18 protein-coding genes and 1 pseudogene are annotated in these 19,255 nt (G+C 58.2%); 9 read left to right on the top strand and 10 right to left on the bottom strand.

The window, feature by feature from the left end:
* Positions 1 to 3 precede the first annotated feature (3 nt).
* From C9412_RS04610 to C9412_RS04580, 7 genes are all read right to left on the bottom strand, one after another.
* Positions 4 to 798: a glucose 1-dehydrogenase gene (locus tag C9412_RS04610; RefSeq protein WP_107230534.1), complete on the bottom strand. Its 795-nt coding sequence runs from the start codon at positions 796 to 798 to the stop codon at positions 4 to 6.
* A 28-nt stretch (positions 799 to 826) separates the two neighbouring features.
* The gene (locus tag C9412_RS04605) at positions 827 to 1,366 is read right to left on the bottom strand and encodes an SAM-dependent methyltransferase (RefSeq protein WP_107230533.1); all 540 of its coding nucleotides are present in this window, start codon (positions 1,364 to 1,366) and stop codon (positions 827 to 829) included.
* A gap of 204 nt (positions 1,367 to 1,570) precedes the next feature.
* Positions 1,571 to 2,647, bottom strand: coding sequence for an SDR family oxidoreductase (locus C9412_RS04600; protein WP_107230532.1), 1,077 nt, complete (start codon positions 2,645 to 2,647; stop codon positions 1,571 to 1,573).
* Positions 2,637 to 4,085 carry an aldehyde dehydrogenase family protein gene (locus C9412_RS04595; protein WP_107230531.1) on the bottom strand — a complete coding sequence of 483 codons (1,449 nt, stop codon included), beginning with the start codon at positions 4,083 to 4,085 and terminating at the stop codon, positions 2,637 to 2,639. Before C9412_RS04595 ends, C9412_RS04600 begins: the two co-directional genes overlap by 11 nt.
* A 127-nt stretch (positions 4,086 to 4,212) precedes the next feature.
* The gene (locus tag C9412_RS04590) at positions 4,213 to 4,923 is read right to left on the bottom strand and encodes an NAD(P)H-binding protein (protein ID WP_107230530.1); all 711 of its coding nucleotides are present in this window, start codon (positions 4,921 to 4,923) and stop codon (positions 4,213 to 4,215) included.
* A 154-nt stretch (positions 4,924 to 5,077) separates the two neighbouring features.
* Entirely contained in the window at positions 5,078 to 5,644 is a 567-nt protein-coding gene (locus C9412_RS04585; RefSeq protein ID WP_107230529.1) for a TetR/AcrR family transcriptional regulator, read from the bottom strand.
* An 801-nt stretch (positions 5,645 to 6,445) separates the two neighbouring features.
* The gene (locus C9412_RS04580) at positions 6,446 to 8,419 is read right to left on the bottom strand and encodes a helix-turn-helix transcriptional regulator (protein ID WP_219906182.1); all 1,974 of its coding nucleotides are present in this window, start codon (positions 8,417 to 8,419) and stop codon (positions 6,446 to 6,448) included.
* Positions 8,420 to 8,893: 474 nt separating this feature from the next.
* Between C9412_RS04580 and C9412_RS04575 the strand changes: the two genes are divergently transcribed.
* Positions 8,894 to 9,673: a hypothetical protein gene (locus C9412_RS04575; RefSeq protein ID WP_146160127.1), complete on the top strand. Its 780-nt coding sequence runs from the start codon at positions 8,894 to 8,896 to the stop codon at positions 9,671 to 9,673.
* A gap of 157 nt (positions 9,674 to 9,830) precedes the next feature.
* Here C9412_RS04575 and C9412_RS04570 read toward each other — a convergent pair whose 3' ends face one another.
* The 3 genes from C9412_RS04570 to C9412_RS20675 all read right to left on the bottom strand — a co-directional run bounded on the left by C9412_RS04570 (position 9,831) and on the right by C9412_RS20675 (position 11,838).
* Complete coding sequence (locus C9412_RS04570; protein ID WP_258190051.1) at positions 9,831 to 10,295, bottom strand: protein-tyrosine phosphatase family protein; 465 nt, start codon at positions 10,293 to 10,295, stop codon at positions 9,831 to 9,833.
* 207 nt (positions 10,296 to 10,502) lie between these two features.
* Positions 10,503 to 10,874, bottom strand: coding sequence for an NIF family HAD-type phosphatase (locus tag C9412_RS04565; RefSeq protein ID WP_258190050.1), 372 nt, complete (start codon positions 10,872 to 10,874; stop codon positions 10,503 to 10,505).
* The gene (locus C9412_RS20675) at positions 10,843 to 11,838 is read right to left on the bottom strand and encodes a hypothetical protein (RefSeq protein WP_146160128.1); all 996 of its coding nucleotides are present in this window, start codon (positions 11,836 to 11,838) and stop codon (positions 10,843 to 10,845) included. Before C9412_RS20675 ends, C9412_RS04565 begins: the two co-directional genes overlap by 32 nt.
* Before the next feature lie 94 nt (positions 11,839 to 11,932).
* On the opposite strand from C9412_RS20675, the gene C9412_RS04560 reads away from it, so the two are divergent.
* The 8 genes and pseudogenes from C9412_RS04560 to C9412_RS04525 all read left to right on the top strand — a co-directional run bounded on the left by C9412_RS04560 (position 11,933) and on the right by C9412_RS04525 (position 19,220).
* Positions 11,933 to 12,178 (top strand): helix-turn-helix transcriptional regulator, encoded by a 246-nt coding sequence (locus tag C9412_RS04560; RefSeq protein ID WP_107230872.1) that lies wholly within the window; start codon positions 11,933 to 11,935, stop codon positions 12,176 to 12,178.
* A 714-nt stretch (positions 12,179 to 12,892) separates the two neighbouring features.
* Complete coding sequence (locus C9412_RS20670) at positions 12,893 to 13,414, top strand: hypothetical protein (protein ID WP_181359085.1); 522 nt, start codon at positions 12,893 to 12,895, stop codon at positions 13,412 to 13,414.
* Positions 13,415 to 13,489: 75 nt separating this feature from the next.
* Positions 13,490 to 13,818 (top strand): annotated as a pseudogene (locus tag C9412_RS20815) (transposase); the annotation flags it as partial.
* A 173-nt stretch (positions 13,819 to 13,991) separates the two neighbouring features.
* Positions 13,992 to 14,537 carry a helix-turn-helix domain-containing protein gene (locus tag C9412_RS04545; protein WP_107230524.1) on the top strand — a complete coding sequence of 182 codons (546 nt, stop codon included), beginning with the start codon at positions 13,992 to 13,994 and terminating at the stop codon, positions 14,535 to 14,537.
* A gap of 381 nt (positions 14,538 to 14,918) precedes the next feature.
* The gene (locus tag C9412_RS04540) at positions 14,919 to 16,202 is read left to right on the top strand and encodes an aconitase family protein (protein ID WP_219906183.1); all 1,284 of its coding nucleotides are present in this window, start codon (positions 14,919 to 14,921) and stop codon (positions 16,200 to 16,202) included.
* The gene (locus tag C9412_RS04535; protein ID WP_107230522.1) at positions 16,199 to 16,726 is read left to right on the top strand and encodes a hypothetical protein; all 528 of its coding nucleotides are present in this window, start codon (positions 16,199 to 16,201) and stop codon (positions 16,724 to 16,726) included. The genes C9412_RS04540 and C9412_RS04535 overlap by 4 nt, the downstream gene beginning before the upstream one ends.
* Before the next feature lie 13 nt (positions 16,727 to 16,739).
* Positions 16,740 to 17,657, top strand: coding sequence for an isocitrate lyase/PEP mutase family protein (locus C9412_RS04530; RefSeq protein WP_107230521.1), 918 nt, complete (start codon positions 16,740 to 16,742; stop codon positions 17,655 to 17,657).
* A gap of 195 nt (positions 17,658 to 17,852) precedes the next feature.
* Entirely contained in the window at positions 17,853 to 19,220 is a 1,368-nt protein-coding gene (locus tag C9412_RS04525; protein ID WP_181358670.1) for a carbohydrate porin, read from the top strand.
* Positions 19,221 to 19,255 lie beyond the last annotated feature (35 nt).

Raw genomic sequence — 19,255 nt, 5'->3', positions numbered from 1 at the left:
TGCCTATCGCCTCCCAGGGATAGAGAAGCCGCCATCAACCACAATGCTCTGTCCCGTGATGAAACGGGCTTCGTCAGAGCAAAGCCAAGCAACGACATCTCCTACATCTTCTGGCTGCCCCACACGCTTGAGCGGAGTTTGCTGAATGAAGGGCTCAAAGATCTTTTCAACGTCACTACTGCGGCCGTTGATCGAGGTATTGATGATTCCAGGGCTGACGTTGTTGATGCGAATATTGTTGGGTCCCTGTTCAATCGCCACGGCACGTATCATTGCATCGAGCGCACCCTTGCTGGCGGAATATGCCGACATTCCCGGCAGGGATCCCTTAGCCAACCAAGATGATGTATTGACGATTGCACCGCCCCGCTCTTGAGCAACAAAGGCCTGCACCTCATACTTCATGCAGAGCCATACGCCGCGCAGGTTCACTCCAATTGTGGCGTCGAAGTCCCTACTTGTCTGCTCATGGATTGCCGCAACGGTTCCAAGTATCCCGGCATTATTGAAGGCCGCATCAAGTCTTCCATAGTGAGCTCGGGCCAGGTCAATCAAGTGGCGGACGTCCTCTTCGATTGAAACATCGCAGGAAACGGATATTGCCTCTCCACCTGCGGCCGAAATCTCGTGTGCAACCCCCTCAATTTCTGCCGATCGACGACCGGCCAAGACCACTTTTGCTCCATGCCGTGCATAGGCAAGTGCTGCTCCTCGCCCTATACCCGTTCCACCGCCGGTGACGATGACCACTCGCCCAGGAAGTAGCACGCCAGATGATCGTTCTGTTGAGTGGGACATTGCTGCTCTCCAGATCTATGAGAATTGCCTACTTACGGGTGATGCGATAGACGAAGGCCGGTGGGGCGTTAAGTAAGACAAAGCTGGTCCGAGTCGCGGTGAGGCCGAGACGATTCAGTATCGACGCAGGTACAGGGCAGCGCGGACCATAGCTGAACTGATAGAGTGCGCCCCCCTCGCGCAGATGGCGGAATACACCGGCCATCACTTTGAAGACGCTTCGTGTGCTCATAGCAAGCAACGGCAGTCCGCTAACGACGACGCCGGGAGTGACGACATCACGCGCTGGTGAAAGCCGGCCCAGCGATGTTGCGTCGGCACGTAGAACACGCGCCAACGGAAAGCGCTGCTCGAGCAAGTGCGAGAACCCCACGTTTGATTCCAGCAGGGTCATCTGTACCTCTTCAATGCCGCGTGCGAGCAGCGCATGAGTAAAGACGCCGGTACCGGGGCCCAGCTCGAGAACTGGCGCATCGGAGGCGATGATTTCCTGGGTCATTGCCTGCGCCAATCGCTGCCCGGAGGGCAGCAAGGCTCCGACACTGAATGGACTGCGCATCCACTCCATCAAGAAGTTCCACCTTTCGGAGGCAAGACTCCTCTCTCGAGGTAGCGGGCGGACGTCGCGGCGCGGACGGCAGGCGATGAGCTGATGAGTCATGGGGAAGGGGCATGGCCTAGAGGGGGGAGCAATGCAGAACGGGGTCGCCTGTTGCTTGGCCGATAGGTGGAGATCCCGGTATCATTCGATCTGCCGGGACGCTATGAATTTTCACGTAGATCGCGCGGCGAGCTTCGTGTTGGCGGCAACCTTGCCATTGGCCAAGAACCACTCCACCTCGTCGCGGAGGGTTTCTGCCAAGGGTCGGAAGCGCAATCCGAGTTCCCGCGCGCTCTTGCTGGGGTCGAAGCGTGACTGTCCGTTCTCGCGCGAAAGAGCGCGTACCATTGCCCAGCTCAACTGAACAGGCTTCCCGGTCAGGCGAGCCTTAACTTCGCTCACCAGCCCAATCGGATAGAGAAGTGCAAGTGGAATTGAGCGTGTCGGAGCCTTCACGCCGGTCACCTTCTCCAGTGCTGCTAGAACCTGGCTCATGCTCATTCTCGGCCCCGCTGCCAAATAACGGTCGCCACGGACGCCGTGTTGATTCGCAAGAATGAGAGCACGTGCGACATCACGGGCATCAACGATGGCCACCGATCCTGGGGGGACTCCTGGAAGCTTCCCATGCATGAAATCGAGCACCAGTTGCCCAGCTGATGTTGGTCCGAGGTCGCCAGGGCCATGCATCCACCCAGGCAGCACCATCGCTGCCCAGAAGTCTGGGTGAGACTTCAGGAATGCCAGCACCTCGCGGTCCGACAGGATCTTGCTTCGATAGTACTCGTCTGCGTCAGATTCCTTCCGCAGCATTGTCTCGTTAATCAGCTGATCAGGCTTTCCACGCAGCACGGCAATGGAGCTTGTATGGACAAAACGTCGGACGCCCGCGGAGTAGGCGGCTTGTAGGAGATTGCGAGTTCCACTCACATTCGCTGCATAGAGAGCGTCCCAATGGCTTCCGCCGTTGTAGCTGTCGCGAAAGTATGCGGCGGTGTGAAAAACGACGTCGACACCTACAAGGGCGGCAGCAAAGCTCGCGACCTCCAACATGTCACCTTCGACAATCTCTACAGGCAGGCCCTCTAACTGTTGCTCGGCCTTCTTTCGAGATCGCGCTAGCGCTTTCACCACAAACCCAGCGTTAAGCAGCTCACGCACAAGGTTGTTGCCCAACAGTCCGGTCGCCCCGGTGACGAAGGCGACCTGCTGCGCAGGATGTGAAATGGATTGAACGTTATTCGCCATGGCTCTTCTCCCCATTGGCAATGTCGCTTAGCACGACACGCGTCTCGAGGAATGCCTGCAGGCCAGGCAAGCCAAACTCGCGCCCTATGCCAGACATATTGAAGCCGCCAAACGGAACGGTCGGTGCGTCGAAGAGCTGATTAATCATGACGCGTCCGGCAAGGATACGATCGGCCACTGCACGGGCCCGCTGAGGGTCCTCGCTGCTGATATATCCCAACAAGCCGTAAGAAATGTCGTTGGCAATCTCAATGGCGTGTTCTTCGTCGCGGTAGGCAATGATGGAGAGCACCGGTCCAAAGATCTCCTCTTGCGCGATGATCATGTCATTAGTGACGTTAACAAAGATAGTGGGCTTGACGTAGTTGCCCGTTTCCAGCCCTTCCGGCTTCCCTAGTCCGCCAACGAGCACCTCGGCACCCTCCTCGATGCCGGTACGGATGTAGTTCTGAACGCGCTGATAATGGCCTTGAGAAATCATCGGCTGGAGCAGCGTGTCAGGTTCGGCCGGATTGCCAATTTTTAGTGTTGGTACTGCCGCCTTGAACGCTTCCTTGAATTCTTCCAAGCGAGTTTCCGGCACAAGAATGCGAGTTCCAGCAATGCAGGCTTGGCCAGTATTGATCAGGCCGACCGTCAGTGCGAACTGGACCGCCTTGCCCAGATCAGCGTCGTCAAGGATGATCGTCGGCGACTTACCGCCGAGCTCAAGTGTCACGCGCTTCATCGTTTCTGACGCTACATTCATAATATGTTTGCCAACTCGCGTAGAACCTGTGAACGAGATCTTCCTCACGTCGGGGCTGCTGGTGATGGTGTCACCGACTACATCGCCCCGGCCATTGATGAGGTTAATGACGCCTGGCGGAAGTGCGGCCTTCTCAAAGATCTCCATCAGAATCTGAGATTCGAACGGGCACAGTTCGCTGGGTTTGATCACCACCGTACAGCCGGCAGCCAGTGCTGGTGCCAGTTTGGCCGCGACGAACCAGACACTACCGTTCCACGGAGAAAGCAGGCCAGCAACGCCCACAGGGATCTTTTCAATCCGTGCGTTGCCTTGGGTTTCGACGAAAGTCTCCGGCTCCAGCAACTCTTGGGCATAGAGAAAGAAATCGCGCGCCTGGCCTGATCCGTATCTCACGAAGGAAGATAGCGCACCGAACTCGGCAACAGTGATTGCATCGAGATCATCAAGGCGCTCGGTCCACGCGTCCGCGATGCGCTGCAAGTACCCTTTGCGCTCTGTCAACGTCGTCTTGGACCATGCAGGGAACGCCGCTTTGGCCGCTGCGATGGCACGCTTTGTATCATCTTGGTCGCCAAGCGTTGCCCGACCAATCTGTTCACCGGTGGCCGGATTGAATACGTCGAGCGTTTCCTGGCCGTGAGAGTCGGTGAGACGTCCATTGATGAAGTGCTGATTAAGGATTTTCATGGTGTGAGCCCTAGAAGGAATGCCAATGAATGGTGGTTCGGAGATGCATCGGCGGAACTGGCGGCGCCCTATTGATAGGCGGGGGCAAATCATCTGTAGCTGATGTACGCATCGAGTAAGTCAGGCCTCATCCATAATTGGCTCCTTCCCGGTTCGCGCGTTCAGAGCGCGTGGCAGCTGCGGCGTAAATCTGCGCCGGGGACAAGACAGCCGCAGCGGGCACTCCTAGCCGGGTAACGTTCAACATGGCCTGGCCCATCGTTTCGGTGGTCAGCACCGCACGGGGTTTGAGCCAGCGCAGCAGACTCAGCGCCGGGCTGGTCACCTGATAGAACAGCCGGAGCGGCGTGTTCTTTGATCGGGCGCCATGGAGCGGCTGGATCACCAATGGACGGAAGACATAGACGGCACGAAAAGGGATGTTGAAGAGCGCACTCTCAGTGTTTCCCTTGACACGTGCCCACCCTTTGCCTTCACGCCCGCTTGCGTCGGCGCCCGCCGCGCTGACGTAGATGAACGTCATCTTGGGGTTCAGCTGAACCAATAGATTGGCCACGGTGAGGGTCAGGTCATACGTAAGCCGCGTATAGACGGCTTCTGAAAGGCCTGCGGAAGACACCCCCAGACAGAAGAAGCAAGCATCAAACCCCTTCAGCGAAGTTGCGATGTCCGCGAGGTTGAACAGGTCCGAGTGAACCAAGTCGCGAAGTTTCGGTGCTTGCATACCCACTGAAGTTCGCCCAACCGCCGTGACGGCCTGGACATCGGAAGCGGCAAGGCATTCGCGTAGAACTCCCTGCCCTACCATGCCCGTTGCACCAAACAGGAGCACCTTCATTGACGCCCTCTCCACATGCGTACGACGTGCGGTGCACGGGCAGTCCAAAGCTGACTTACAAGGAGTACGGAAGTTCGCAGGCGATGCATGCAAGTCTTCTCCGGTTCTATAACTGAGTGAGCAGACACTCATTAAATGGACAATAAAAGGCAGGTTAGGTTAGCGCTCGCCAGATAGCCTCGAAACTAGCATTACAGGCTTCCTCTGCGAGATCCGGCGTACTGCTCATGAATCCAATTGTTGTCGCAGCCAAGGCCTCCAACACTCCATTGACGAATGCGGGAGGAAGGTTCTTTAGAGCTCCCATCGCGCCTACGTTACGTACCAGCTCCAAACCCGCTTCCGCGATTTTCATGGCAGCTTGCCTGGACTCACTAGTGATCTGGTCCGAGACACTTAGTTGGGCTAATGCACGAAGCTTTTGCGGATGGGCCACTCCCCATGACATCCAGCTTGACCAAATATGATACATCTGGACTTTGAGGTCCACAGACGGGGGAAGGGTTTTCTCGATAGATTCGGACAGCTCAACCTTCAATGCAAGATAGAGCTCATTGAACAACTCGGCTTTGGTTTTGAAGTATGTGAAGAGCGAACCGTGGGAAATCTCCGCCGCCTGGGCGATCGACGCCGTGGCTGCCCCCAGTCCCTGAGCCGCGATGACCTCCGTAGCTGCGGCCAGGATGGCTGCCTTCCTGGCATCACTTCTTGGTCGAGCCATCAGCCTTGCCCTCGAATAAACACTTGCGTCCCACCACTGATGTGTCGAAATGGAAAGGCGACGTCAACTAGAATGAGTGAGTAGGTAGTCATTTCAGACAAGCTTAGTTCTCATCGCCGCCTCGAGTCAAGCCACATGCCGTCAACCAGTACGCAAGTACAGCTTTTATTCATCCTAATGCGGTAAAGCCCACCCTTCGAGATTCGCTGCTGGGTGTTCCAGTGCTGTGGCTGGAGTGGCGGCCGCAGCCTCTGCTGACAGAGATATCGCTAGATGCGTAGCTGCAGGCGCCCAGCATTCGGAAGCTGCGGGAACTGCATCGACTGACCAGCGCCCTGCCCTGGGGTGCTCCATGTGGTGCAGAGCGATCGTGGGGCATGCCTCAACTCTACAGCGGCGTGTTCAGCCATGTGCTCGATCATGCTTGTGCAAGGTTGGCTGAAGTACTTGAGCCTTCGGTCACGTTCCAACATGGGGAGCAGTGAGGTGAGCGGTCACAGTTTGCCTGCGGGCAAACTCGCCATCCTTCTCGTACGCAAGCGCCAGCCGCAGCTGGACGGACTGGCGGAATCCGCAGCGGACTGCAAGAAAGCCTTTTGCGACCAAGCAACTACTCTCCACGGCCAGCAATCGAGGCCACTGACCCGTCACTGCTGGAGTGATCACCGGCCTTCGCGGAGATCGCAATGATCGTCTCTCTATCCAATCCCCACGGTGTTAAGCCTCAGTCAACATCCTCAAGCTCATCCCCGGTCGCCCCGACAATCTCTACAAGCGCCCTTCTGGTTCGGGCATTGGCGGTCACCCTGTAGGCCGTCCCTGTGCTGTGGTGCCCCCCAGCGAAATCACATGCTTGATCAAGCCGATCACACGATTCTCAGTTAGCGTGAGCATCGTGCCGTTCGCGTCATACTCGCCGGCATCCAGATGCAAGAAAGCCTTGCTAGGCACGCCTGCGTAGAGGTTGGTCAGCGAGCTCTTGCTAACCGCATTTACCCAGCTGACGTCTCCGCTGCCAGATACGCCAACTTCCCGATAGTTGACCAGCGGCCCACTGCTGGTTCCTACTCGACTCTGGGCCTCGGTCAGGCGTGCAGCATTGATCGGCCAGCCTCGAATTGCAAAAATTCCGCGATCGACTTGGCGCAACAGCGACGAATTGGCCAAGGCCACCGAGAATGAGACGGCACTGATCCCAAGGCCTGTGACCAAGACCTCATGAAGCTCACTGCGGGAGGCCAAACCACCTCGGCGCTTGAGCTCCTCAACGATTGACTGTGCAACTCCCTTTTTGCCTTCCTGAACTGCATCAGGGTTGGCCAATCGGAAGTCATCCCCTTGCTGACAAACTAAGGCAGGCGTCTTTGCCAGAACCCATTGGACGACCTCCATCGGCGGACATATGCCGGCGTCCTCTGCAACGTCCGATGAGGCTATACGGCAGTGTCTCGTCACCCCGCTATAGATGACCTCAATGTCCAGCGCACCCTTGGCGATGGACAGAATGTCGATAGCTCGGTTCACGACTCGATTTGCACTTCCGTCGACACCGAACCAGTACCAAGCGTGATCCTCATCGATCCACTCGAATCCTGGAGCATGAGCGATGATAGAACGGAACTCGTCAGGCGCGATCCAGTCACCGTGCTGGCGCATGGTCAAAGCCCACACAAGATTGACCTGGGCAGCCCCGCAGTGCCGGATCGCTGCTTTGGACTGGGCAATTCCGGCCAAGAACCAACTGGGCAACTGCCCAGCAAGCACGACCGGCTCTCCCTTCTTGAAGCGGATGATCTGGACTGGAAGAGATCGACCGAGTACTTCACGCCCATAGTCAATCGCACCCTGTAGGCTCAGTGTTCCGCCCAAGAGACTGCGTAGTCGTTCCTCGGCTCCGGCAACTGCAACTACCCCTAGATCCTGACAGGCTTCTACCAGTGCATCGAACTGCGTGGCTATTACCGGCGTTGTTGGAAGGAAGGACAGCTGCTTGTCCACGATCTGGCGGATTCGCTCGCGGGTGATCCCATGTATCTCCCCGATGGCACGCAGCGTACTTTCGGCATCTCCTTGCCCGCCGTAGCGGGCCCTGAAGACCAACGCATTTCGCTCCACATGGGAAGGGGCGTGTGCGCGCCTGCTTAGCAGGCGGCCATTAAACAGAATCTCCTCATGTAGGTCCGCTGGGGGACTCATTGACGCTATGACTTCGGCCTGAATAGCCTGCCCTTGACGCACGTCGAAATCGGGGCCAGGCGGCTCAACGCCACATGCCTCGGCAATTGCGCAGATATCCTTGTACTTTGGGATCCTGCTAGTCCCGATGTTCTCCCACGCTGCCACAGACATGTGGGACCGCCCTATCCGCTCGGCAAGCTCCATCTGCGTAAGACGGCCTCCGGGATTGTCTCGGCGTGCAGAGCGAAGCCAGAGCTTCAGCGCATTGCGCGAAGTCCGGGGAAGTTCGACCGATCTCTCTGGAGCATTGATGTTCAGTACGGCAGGAGAAAGGTAATCAGCAGCTTGCACTACAAGATCGTGGGCCGGGTAGCCGGTTGCAGCAGAGATCTTACTGATCTCCTCTGGTCGAGGAGTGACTTGGCAATGCGAGCTGAAGAGCTTGACGAGGCGCTTCCTCTGGATTTCCGTCTTCGCATGAATATCCGAGATGCCGTCGGATCGTTGTAGCGAGAGTGACATCCAGTTCTTGATGATCTCGACAGCGGACTCATCTGAAAGCTCACCAACTTCGGTACCGATCCATCCGTCCAGCATGCCCCCTCCCTTGAAGTCCATGCCAGCGCCAGACCCAGGCGCCCTGTGAATGACTATGGCGCGGCGCTGGCAGACTGTCCACTGTTCACTCAGGGCCAGAACTTCAGGCATCTATGGCGCAGATGAGCGCGATCCTCGCTCTTGGCGGAGGCCATCATCGACAGATCCTCAGTTGGAATGGTACAGCTGATTCTTGAGCCCCTTACATCCCGTCCCCGCTTAGGCCTGCGCCCCTCCCCCTCCATCGGTTGGCCATTGTGAATTGACTAAGTCAGGACCCCGCGCTCGCGGTGCGGACGCCCCACGATGATCCCCAGCGCGAACGACAAGGTCGTCGCATTCCGCGTGGCCAATGTCGCCAAACTCGCCTTCTCTCCTCCCGCCAAATTGTGGATGATTGGTATCGGAAGATCAGATAGACACCACCTAGGCCTGTTGCTATGCTAGTCGGCTAGGCAGCGACTTGAGAGCAAAGTGGCCTATGTTGTCACCCAACCGACCCTCATTTCGCATTGGCCAGAATTGGACGATTTTGTTCGTACTATCGGCCCATTCCTGGCCTGTGCCTGGTGTGCATTGGAGCGCTCAAGGACGGTAAGTGCGCCAGTTGCAGCGGAAGGATTGGCGTCTGCAGCTGTGGATACGCTTGCTTCGCTCCGGGTGTTGCAGCGCGCTCCCATCGAAGGGCTCAAGCCAGATGCCAGGTCCTTGTATGAGCCTCTGGCATGGACTTATCAGGCCTCCTGGTCGCGTAAGGACGTGAATCTGGAGGCTCAGTTGACCAGCGCGCTCATCCGATGGGCCGCCGAGTGCCCTGTCGACACCAAACGAAGTCTAGGAAACTCGCTCGCCGAAAGCGAAGCCCGAGCGTACTTCACCAATCTTCTGCGCAAGCATCGGTTACGTCCTGAACTGGCGGATGGCCTAAGATCCACCCAGCTTCCGGAGTGGAATGCGTTGAGTCTGGGGCGCAAAAGGTACGTGCTATGGGCCAGCATGCGCAATGCCGCGTCGTCGTTTCTGCAAAGCGATATGGATGAGGTGGCTGCTCGTCGAGTGCTTGACCGAGAGATCAACAAGAGATGCACATGGCTCGCTGCACGAGCCCAGTTCGGATCGATTGCGACAACCGACTTCTGCTTCCTGCCTGATCGCGGCTGGCGTCAGCCGTTGATCTTGGAGGTTGCACTGGAAACGTTCTTGCCGCTGGGAAAAGAGTATTGGTTAGAGCCAAGCAGCAACTGGAGGCTCTAGTGGATTCACGATTGGCACTCGTTGTAAGCCATCCCTCGAGTAGACTGAGGTCAGCCACGAGCTGGTAAGCAAGGAGGCCTTGCAAAGACCAAGCGTTAAGGAGGTAGGCTCTATTGCTGCAGAGATCCATTCCACTGCCGATGTTTGCGGCAGAAGGTCAGGACCTCGAGTTCGAACGCCGGCATTGCGCCCACCAGCACTCCAAAAACTCCTCCTGAGCCGCGGTCTCGATGGCGCCCGGTCTCGCGAAACGTACCATTCTCATCGCATCTTGGGCCGTCTGCGCGGTTTCGCTCTGCAGTAGAAGCATGGCCGCAACGGTTCCAGCTCGGCCGAGTCCTCCCTTGCAATGGATGACGACACGTTGACCGGAATGGAGGCCACGGATGAGCCCTGCGCTTAGCACCGGCCACCCCTGCAGGAACCGCTGATCCGGTGCCGAGCCGTCAGTAATTGGCAATGGGTACCACGATATGCCCCGCCCTGCTGCGACCTCAGGAAGCTTCTCTATCTGAAGTTCACTGAACTCCAATGGCTCAAGCAGCGAAATCAAGTGTGCGGCACCCCATTGGCGAATCGCCAACATATCCTGCTCCAAGTCCCTCGCCCATGCTCCGGTCATGGCGGCTACTTGGTACTTGCCTGGCGCGAAGGTCACGCCAATGGCGCCTCCCCTGTCACCAATAGGGATCTCCGCAATGATCAGCGGGTGAGTCAAACTGGTTCGCATCATCCAGGTCCCCATGAGGTTCTTGCTCCATCTATTTCGACACCCGTAATGCAGTTCAGACCAGGCGCGCTCGTAAAGCCGTTGATTGAGTGCGGCACGCTAGGTGCGTGCGGTCAAACACTCCCTCAACTTGCCCAAGGCCACGTCCAGACCGGTGTCGCTCGCCTCGTACGGAGATTCGAACAAGGAGACTTCAACCCAGCAGCCTTCTTGCCCTGGATGAATGTAGGCCCTGTAGTCGTCCAGCAGTAGCGCTGCGCCAGGAATCGGAGACACATTCTGCAGATCCTTAGTTGCGCCGCTCCAGCTCGTATACGGCATTTGAGCGAACCAGGCAGGAGCGCAGCCCTCTCCTACCAGAAGTGCCGCGATTCTGCGGAAAGCTGGCTCAGGAACCGAGGTGTAGATGACCAAATGCTCAAAGAGCTCGTTGACTGTCTCAAGGAATTCGCAGAGTCCAGGCCGTGGCATTTGGCTGACGGCGTTTGAGATCAACGTTCCCTCGAGATCCATAGCTAGGATGGTTGGTCGCATTGGTCGCTGCCCCTTGTTGGCAGTTTGATTGTGAATCGATGGCGAAAGGCTCAGTCAATGCCGGCTGAGCGCAGATGTCTGGTCCCGACGCATCAGATGTCCGAGAATTTGTCCGCGTCTTTGAGCTGACTCTCCAGAAGCTCAATCCTCTTCTGATGATCGGCCGCCAAGTACGGTTTATCACTGAAGTCCATGAGTCCATGGCCGTCAGAGGGATGATCGTGACTTCGACGCGTGTAGATGACGCCTGTCGGACTGCCAGCGTCGTCCACGCCTCGTCACCCTTGACGAAACCAACATTGAATCGGGCCCTGACGCCATCGCCTGACTTTAGGCCATCAATCTTGCGGAAGTCGCTGTGGACCTTCGCCTTGGCTATCGGCAGCGTGCCGTCGTTGATGTAGAGCACCGCTTCCCAGCTGACTTGGCTCAGGGGCAAAGAAGATCCGTTGGCGATCCGAGCCTCAATGAACGGCTTGAAGCCAAAGAGGCTGTCCTCTATCTCAAGCTTGGCGTCATTCGCATGAACCTTTCCAAGCTCTGTGATTGTCGGCAACTGGGCCTGCGCCTGCTCCCTGAGCGTTCGAATCTCCTTCGGGTTGGCATTCCTGATGCGTTCAATGTGCGTCCTGACAACCTCTCTTACTGATGCGTTGGGGTAAGTCGCATTGAGCTTGTCCAAGTCAAGACCGGCGACAGCCCAGCTGAAGGCATCCCGCTCATGGGGACTCAACTCCGCGCCAATTGCATCAATGGAGGCTCTGTACTGCTGCTCTGTACCGTTGGTAACCATATTCCTGTCCATCGGTGCGCCGCAGGCGGTAACCAGGGCAGTCAGTCCCAGTGCCAGACCAAGTCTACTGCGCGCTACCACAGTGTTTCGATCTTGCCAGTTGCCCATGCTTCCCCCTGTCTATGAGGAAGAGAGAATATCGTGTTTTTAGATATCTGAGAACTGGATATAGCTTTTGAGGCCGCTTAAGCAAGGTGCGGCCGTGCCCAAGTCCATCCATCGCAAGGAATACGCCGCCCTGATCGAGGCTGTCAAAGATGCGCGAGTGGCCGCCGGCCTCACCCAGGCGCAAGTGTCGAGCAAACTCGGACGCAGCCAGTCTTTCATCAGCGATGTTGAGACGGGGAAGCGCAGGGTCGACGTGGTTGAGCTTAGAGACATCGCGCGCTTGACGGGCCTGTCGCTGGGTAAGCTAATTGCTGACTTTGAGAGGCGACTCAGGGGCTGACGCTCCAAAGAGGGGCCAGGTTCGTTAGCTGCACTCCAGATGCCTCACGTCCCGCACCCGTAGACCCACCCTATGGCAGGCGATTGGCCCACACTGCCCTCCAATCTGAAACCTCCTATGAGATTTCAACTGGACTGCACGGAGACTAGCCCCTTCGCCCTGTCCACCCGAACCATGCTCTAGCCGGCAGCTCGCCACGCCTGATCTTGCGCCCTACTGGTGACATCGTCACATTCGCCCAAGCCCGGAGGAGCTCGGCATGAGCGGGCGAAACTTTAGGGTGATTTTTGGAACCCTGAGGTGCGCAGTGGTCATGACTGGCGATGAAGTACGGCCCTTACAGTTGGTCAGGTGAAGACCTTTCTCCGCCCTAATTCAGACCAACTTCGCAACGCACTGCGACGAACTCCTCGCGCTCTCCGGTGGGCATGTCGTGCTGCCTATGCGGTATCGGTCCACCTCTCTTCATTGGAAGATACGGCCGTCCGCAAGATCCGCACACTGAAGGCCTTCGCACATAAGCGAACCCGGGAAGCAAGAAGATGGGCAGAGGCTCGCCCATACATGTTGCTGGCGGTTTTCCCCCTCTGGGGCGATCCACGCTCGTTCTCAGCGACGTCCCGATCGAGCCTTTGGAAGCGCTTCTGGACCGGTTTCGCTCTAGTGAGCGCCGCGACTACCCCGTGGGTGTCGGCATGCCGGCAGCTTCAGTCGATGTTTGTAGAGATGAACAAGGCCGAGGCTGTATCAGCGATTGGCCAGGTCGCCTTTGAACAGCTGGAAACGATGCTTGAGTTCAGTGGCCTGCTCTATGCAGCGCTTGGATGGAGCCTAATCACAGCATCGGCGGCGATCGCGATGCTCATCCACCGGCTGGAAATCGTAGTGACTCACCTGGACGTGAAGGCCCGCCCGAGGGTCGGCTTCAGATTCCACATGGTGCAGATCAGCTCGATGGCCTTGTATCTTGGCCTTCTTGCGCATTGGATTGCTTGGACGATGAATCATCGGAGCTTTGCTGAGCCACTGCTCTATAAGGCTTTCAACTCACCACTGATTCTGGTGCCTGGCATTCTGTGGCTACTCCTCCGCCCCTGGCTGGATAAGAATCGCAAGTCCACACAGCGAAAGCTCTATGGAAATGTACGGCGAGCGCTAATGGCGTCAGTCATCTCAACTGTTGGCTTTGCTGGAGCATCGGCAGCCATGATGATGCTCCTTGGGAAGCCCGTTTGATGTGAACGACGCCACCCCCGACTTTGAGTAGCGCAACAGTTCGGACTCCAATTCCCCGACCCAAGGAGATTGGACGTGAAGAAGCGAGCTTCCGAAGAGCAGATCATCGGCTTCCTGCGTGAGGCCGACGCGGGCATAGCAGTACAGGCTCGTTGCCGACGGCATGGCTTCGGCGAGACCTCAGGCTACTTGTGACGCGGCAAATTCGGCGGCATGAGCGCGCTCGGTGCCAACCGACTGGAGGAGCTGGAGGCCGAGAACGCGCGACTGAGGAAGCTACTGGCCGAGGAGCTTTTCGAGAACGACCTGGTCAAGGATGCACTGCGAAAGAAGTAGCAGCCGCACCAGCCCGTCGTGAGTTGGTTCGGCAATGGGTGCAACGCGGGGCGAGCGAACACCGTGCATTCCCGGAGACGGACACTCCACTTTCCTCCCATTCTCATTTGCCCAACGTCATACTCTGCGCACGGCGGGGACACTACACGCTTTCTGGTTTTCTGGCTTTCTGGCTTGCCAGTTCTCGGTGCTCCTGCCAAGATTTCTCTCCCGCCGTGCATTGCATCATTGAAGGATCAGGATGACCAGCAAGATACTCAATCGGCGAGCAGATGCGGTCGAGAATACCCTCAAGGTCAGAGCCGCAGCCCGCCAAGCATTCGAACTGCGCGGCAAAGACCTGACCATGGGCCAGGTTGCGGATTTGGCAGGCGTCAGCAAAGGGACGGTCTACAACACCTTCAAGAACCGGGATGCGATCATTTCCGAAATGACCATTCTTTTCGCGACAGAATTGCGCTTGTCGTTCGAGGCCGCGCGCAAACTTGACAATCCCTGGCTGGGGCTGCTGGCCATACTAAAAATACCGACGATCGGGATTGACAGCATTTCGGACCCCAGACTTGTCCCTACGTCCGTGCGCAAGGCCTGGACCGCCGCCCATCAGACCTTCCAGGGATTGATCGACGATTGCAAGGCGATGGGGTACGTTCGCGAGGATGTGACCTCCGAGCAAATTACGGTGTTGTTCCGCGGGCTCTATGCCGTCCTTCCCAACTACGAGCGTCGCAGGGGCCCGGGGCTGGAACCCTATATTCAAATCATCGTGCGCGGCATCCAGGCCTGATGCGCTCCACATCCCACCAGCCGGTGGGACGGGATTAGAGTCGAGGATCGCTCAACAGCAGCTTGAGTAGCTGTTGGTCCACGCAAGAAATTTACGTTTTTCAATGACTTGCGGCGATATCAGGCCGCCAGATGCCCCTTTCTTTTCCATAACTTGACTCACTGGGTCAAGTTATGCAGGATTGCTGCACTCCTGCCAGTGCCGAAATGCTGCATTACAGCAGGCAGTGAGAATGTGCCCTGGGAGGGGACTGAGGATTAGCGACCGTGCGGCGTCACGAACCCGACAGAAGTGCTGCATCCGGCTTTCCGGGCAGCGTCCTCCATGCCAGGTTTCCGAGCAAGCGAACAGTAGGAGGCATAGCTAATGAGTGGTCAAACGATGACCCAAAAGATCCTGGCCAAGTCGTCGGGACGCGCACGGGTCGAACCTGGTGAAACGGTGGTGGCGAAAATCGGGATGTTCTCGTCCTTAGATGCCACGTTCTACGTGGAAGTGTTTCGCGAGAAAAAACTCAAGGTCTTTGATCCGAAGCGAGTGATCTTCTGCTTTGACCACTTCTTCCAACCGGAGTGGTTCCCTCAGGTCGCCAGCAAGGAGCACCCGAAGATCCGTGCGTTTGCGCGTGAGCAGGGGATTCCGCCGGAGAACATCTACGACCTCGGCCGGAACGGCATCTCGCATCAGATTCCCGTCGAAGACGGCTGGGCCATGCCTGGCACCATCACCGCCGGCACAGACACCCAGTTTGCCACGGCCGGGGCGGCCAACACTCTCGCGATCCCGCTGCTCGGCACGACGGGCGCCGCGCTGCTCACGGGGGAAATGTGGATTGTCGTCCCGGAAGTCGTCCGCGTCGACCTGACGGGGACCCTTGCAAAGGGCGTGCTTGGAAAAGACGTCGGCTATCGCCTGTTGCACGACCTGTCGGACATCGTCAATGGGCGCGTCATCGAATTCGCAGGCGAGGGCATTCAGAGCCTTCCGCTGGACGTGCGTATGGGCATCTGCAACTGCGCGGTGCAAATGGGCGCACTGTCGATGATCTTCCCCTTTGACGACACGCTGATGAACCACCTCGACCAGTGCGCTCGCTTCCCCTACGAGCCAGTTGCAGCGGACCCGGATGCATCGTATTTCGCCGCCTATGGATACGATCTTTCGACGATGGATTGTTTGATCGCAGGTCCGGGAGAGATCGACCATATCCGTCCCGCCAGAGAATTGAGCGGCCTTCCGATCAGTGCCGCGTACATTGGTTCCTGTTCGAGCGGCCGCTTCGAGGATCTTGCCCTTGCAGCTGAAGTCCTGAAAGGCCGAAAGGTGCATCCCCGCGTACGGCTGGCCATCACGCCGATTTCTGCCGCCACCATGCGCAAGGCCGAGGATGCAGGTCTGATCAAGATCTTCGCCGACGCCGGCGCCATGGTGACCCAGCCCGGCTGCGGATCCTGCTACAGCGCCAATCTCGGGCCGATCAAGCTGGGCGACGGAGAGCGCTGCATTTCAAGTTCCGTTGAAACCGTCAAGGGACGCATGGGAAGCGCAGAGGCAGAGATCCTGCTGGGCAATGCCGCGCTGGTTGCGGCATCGGCCGTCGCCGGGGAAATCACCCACCCCAACGGCCTACTCATGAAGACAGAGATCGCCGGAGGTGCTGCATGAAATTCGAAGGCCGTGTCTGGAAACTCAACGACGACGTCAAAGCCACCGACCTTCTTCCCGCGGCGTATGACCGCCAGGCGTCGCAGAGCAAGTGGGACGAATGCGCGCCACATGTACTCGAAGAGGTCCGCCCCGATTTTGCCGATCGTGCCGACGAGCATGTGATCTTTGTCGCGGGCAAGAACCTGGGCTCGGGACATGCCCATTACCACCGAGGCGGCGCCCTCGCCTGCCGAGCCGCCGGCGTCAAGGCCTTGCTTGCCGACTCGGTCAATGGCCTGTTCCAACGCTGCGCCATCGACGATGGCTATCTGGCTTGGCCAATTCCGGGCCTCAGGGACAACGTCAACGATGGCGACTGGCTGGAAATCGAACTCGCCCTTGGCACGGTCGAGAACGTCACGCAGGGTACCCAGTTCAAGTTCAAGCCCCCCAGCCAGGTAATCACCGACATCCTTGAGGCGGGCTCCTCCTTCGCTTGGGCCATCAACCGGGTCCAGGCCTTCCCAGTACGACAAGCTTGAAGGACGCAGTGACATGAAGAATTCAACAAAATTGCGGAATCTCCTGAGCGAGGGCCCGGTGGTTGCGGCGACCTGCTACGACGCCCTATCTGCGCGATTGGCCGAGCTGGCTGGCTTCAAGGCCCTCCATCTCACAGGTTTCGGCACGGAAGCCACCCAGATCGGCGCGCCTGACATGGGGCTTATCTCGGCGGGTGAGCTGGCTGCGCATGCGACTCGGATGGTTGATGCGGTCCAGACCCCGATCCTGTCCGACGCTGACACCGGATTCGGCGGCGCCAACAATGTAGCCAGGACCATTAAGATGATGGAACGCGCAGGCGTGGCTGGGGTTCACATCGAAGACCAAGCATTCCCGAAGCGCTGCCCATTGCTGGAAGGGCGTGTCGTGGTTTCGCGTGGCGAGGCCTTAGGCAGGGTCAAGGCCGCCGTGGATGCGCGCACAGACCCGGACTTTGTCATCGTGGCGCGCAGCGACAGTGACGTGCACTCCCTCGACGAAGTGATCGAGCGCAGCAATCTTTTTCTGGAGGCCGGCGCAGACATGGCTATGCCGTCTTTCCTGAATGTCAACGGAAAGGACTTTCGTACCCTACCGCCGGAAGAACAGATGGCGATCTTCCGCCGACTCAACAACGAGATCAACGGGCCTGTCATGACCCTCGGCGGAGACCCGCCCAACGGATTTACGACCCATGACATGGTCAAGATCGGATTCGCCTTCATTATGCTGGCTGGCCCACCCGTGATCGCTGTTGCCAGCGCGCTCTCCGAGGTCTACGCCGAGATGCTCAGCCAAGGCACCGCACGCGGCTACTTCGAACGCCACCCGGGGCCCTTGGCCGATGCCGTAAAGGTAATGAAAGCGCTGCATCTTGACCGTTATGTCGAAGTGGATCGGCAATACCTGGAACGCGCCAGGGCTGCCTGACACGCGACAGGCTGACGGTTACGACAACTCTAATTCGGGCCCCAGAACCACCTGGACTCCTGCACAAAGCGACCATGCCGTTGCCCGGGTAACGGCGTGGCCTGTGACCTGTGGCCTGTGACGGATTCAACCGCTCCGCTTGCCCGCCGGACAATCCAATCCCTGCCCGTGCCCAATGTCATCAGGAGAGAGATGATGCCTGCAATCAAGACCCAACTCGGGCCGTTGGCGCTTGCCACCCTGGCCCTGCTCTCGGGCAATGCCCGCGCCCAGGAAAGCGAGGTGCCTGCCGCACCAGCCGAGCCCGCTGCCAGCGCCAATCCTTCGGATGCGGCCCTCGAGACGTTGAAAAAGTTCCAGCGGTTCGACGCCTTGGCGGAACACGACCTGTCTGTCAAACTGCCCCCGACCATTGATTCGTTGTGGCGGGACGTCGGTGGCTGGCGGTCGGCACTCGCCGAACACGACATTTCCCTGACTGGCCGCACGTCAATCAGCCTTGCCTACGACGTCCTCGAAAACAACCGTCCTGCCCGCCCACAGGTATACAACGGGCAGAAGTACACAGTCACCACGGTCACCCAGGACTTTATCCTCGGCATTGGGCTGGGTCGCGTCGGACTGCCCAACAGCCAATTCCTCTTCGGTGGCCAAATCAATCATTCCTCCTGGCTGCCGACCGGCCCCGACATTGCCCGCGTCAAGACCCTGGCTTACTACCAGAGCTTCAGGGATGGCGCGATCCAGCTGAAAGCCGGCTGGATCCCAAACTACCGCGAATACATCGGCATCTTTGCCGGCGGCAACCCGTTTCTCGCCAATGGGTTGAGCGGTATCGTCCCGGTCCAGGTCGGGCTGAGTGCAGACCCTGCCACCACGCCTGCGGTCAATGTCTCGATCACCTCCAAGAATGGCACCTACTTCAAGGGTGGCATACAGCGCAGTACCAGCCCGCTAGGACAGCTGTACGAAGTCAAGCACAACGGCTTTGGTCTGAACTTTGGTTCTAGGCGTGCCTCTGCGCTGTACATTGGCGAAGTGGGTAAGCGACAGGCGCCAGCGCCGGACAAGCGCGAGATCTGGGTTAGGGCCGGCGCCATCTACAACACGTCGGACTATTCGAGCTTCAAGGATAGCTCCTTCAGGAGCAACACAGGAGCGTATGCACTCGGGGACTACCAGGTTTCCCAGATCTCGCGATCAGAGCCCTACCGAGGGCTGTTCATCGGGGCCTCGGCCATGTATGCAGACCCCAAGGTCAACGTCTCCTCCAAGTACTACGAATTGCGGACCTACGCCCTGGGCCTGTTCAATGCTCGCCCCAGTGATGCAATCCTCTTCAGCGTTGCGTACACCGGGTACTCGAACGATGCGCACCGCTACCTCATCCCGTCGGGCGTCAAGAGCCCCAGGGGGCAGGTCCAAGTCACGACCAGCTACACCTTCCACGTCATCCCAGGCGTCTATCTCACCTCCAGCCTCACTTATCTGGATCACCCTGCTTTCGGAGGGGACTATAGGGATGGACTGGTGGCTGCACTGACGCTGTTCGTCAGCCACTGAGGCCATTTGATCAAGTGCCCTCAAGAGAGCGCTTC

This window comes from Stenotrophomonas sp. Nf1 (assembly GCF_003028475.1).
Taxonomy (GTDB): Bacteria; Pseudomonadota; Gammaproteobacteria; order Xanthomonadales; family Xanthomonadaceae; genus Stenotrophomonas.
This window is presented reverse-complemented; position numbering and strand designations above follow the sequence as displayed.

Excerpts from the sequence above, each read along its gene's own strand:
- C9412_RS04610 (WP_107230534.1), bottom strand. The coding sequence starts at position 798 with ATGTCCCACTCAACAGAACGATCATCTGGCGTGCTACTTCCTGGGCGA.
- C9412_RS04605 (WP_107230533.1), bottom strand. The coding sequence starts at position 1,366 with ATGGAGTGGATGCGCAGTCCATTCAGTGTCGGAGCCTTGCTGCCCTCC.
- C9412_RS04600 (WP_107230532.1), bottom strand. The coding sequence starts at position 2,647 with ATGGCGAATAACGTTCAATCCATTTCACATCCTGCGCAGCAGGTCGCC.
- C9412_RS04595 (WP_107230531.1), bottom strand. The coding sequence starts at position 4,085 with ATGAAAATCCTTAATCAGCACTTCATCAATGGACGTCTCACCGACTCT.
- C9412_RS04590 (WP_107230530.1), bottom strand. The coding sequence starts at position 4,923 with ATGAAGGTGCTCCTGTTTGGTGCAACGGGCATGGTAGGGCAGGGAGTT.
- C9412_RS04585 (WP_107230529.1), bottom strand. The coding sequence starts at position 5,644 with ATGGCTCGACCAAGAAGTGATGCCAGGAAGGCAGCCATCCTGGCCGCA.
- C9412_RS04580 (WP_219906182.1), bottom strand. The coding sequence starts at position 8,419 with ATGCTGGACGGATGGATCGGTACCGAAGTTGGTGAGCTTTCAGATGAG.
- C9412_RS04570 (WP_258190051.1), bottom strand. The coding sequence starts at position 10,295 with ATGACCGGAGCATGGGCGAGGGACTTGGAGCAGGATATGTTGGCGATT.
- C9412_RS04565 (WP_258190050.1), bottom strand. The coding sequence starts at position 10,874 with ATGCCACGGCCTGGACTCTGCGAATTCCTTGAGACAGTCAACGAGCTC.
- C9412_RS20675 (WP_146160128.1), bottom strand. The coding sequence starts at position 11,838 with ATGGGCAACTGGCAAGATCGAAACACTGTGGTAGCGCGCAGTAGACTT.
- C9412_RS20670 (WP_181359085.1), top strand. The coding sequence starts at position 12,893 with ATGTTTGTAGAGATGAACAAGGCCGAGGCTGTATCAGCGATTGGCCAG.
- C9412_RS04545 (WP_107230524.1), top strand. The coding sequence starts at position 13,992 with ATGACCAGCAAGATACTCAATCGGCGAGCAGATGCGGTCGAGAATACC.
- C9412_RS04540 (WP_219906183.1), top strand. The coding sequence starts at position 14,919 with ATGACCCAAAAGATCCTGGCCAAGTCGTCGGGACGCGCACGGGTCGAA.
- C9412_RS04535 (WP_107230522.1), top strand. The coding sequence starts at position 16,199 with ATGAAATTCGAAGGCCGTGTCTGGAAACTCAACGACGACGTCAAAGCC.
- C9412_RS04530 (WP_107230521.1), top strand. The coding sequence starts at position 16,740 with ATGAAGAATTCAACAAAATTGCGGAATCTCCTGAGCGAGGGCCCGGTG.
- C9412_RS04525 (WP_181358670.1), top strand. The coding sequence starts at position 17,853 with ATGCCTGCAATCAAGACCCAACTCGGGCCGTTGGCGCTTGCCACCCTG.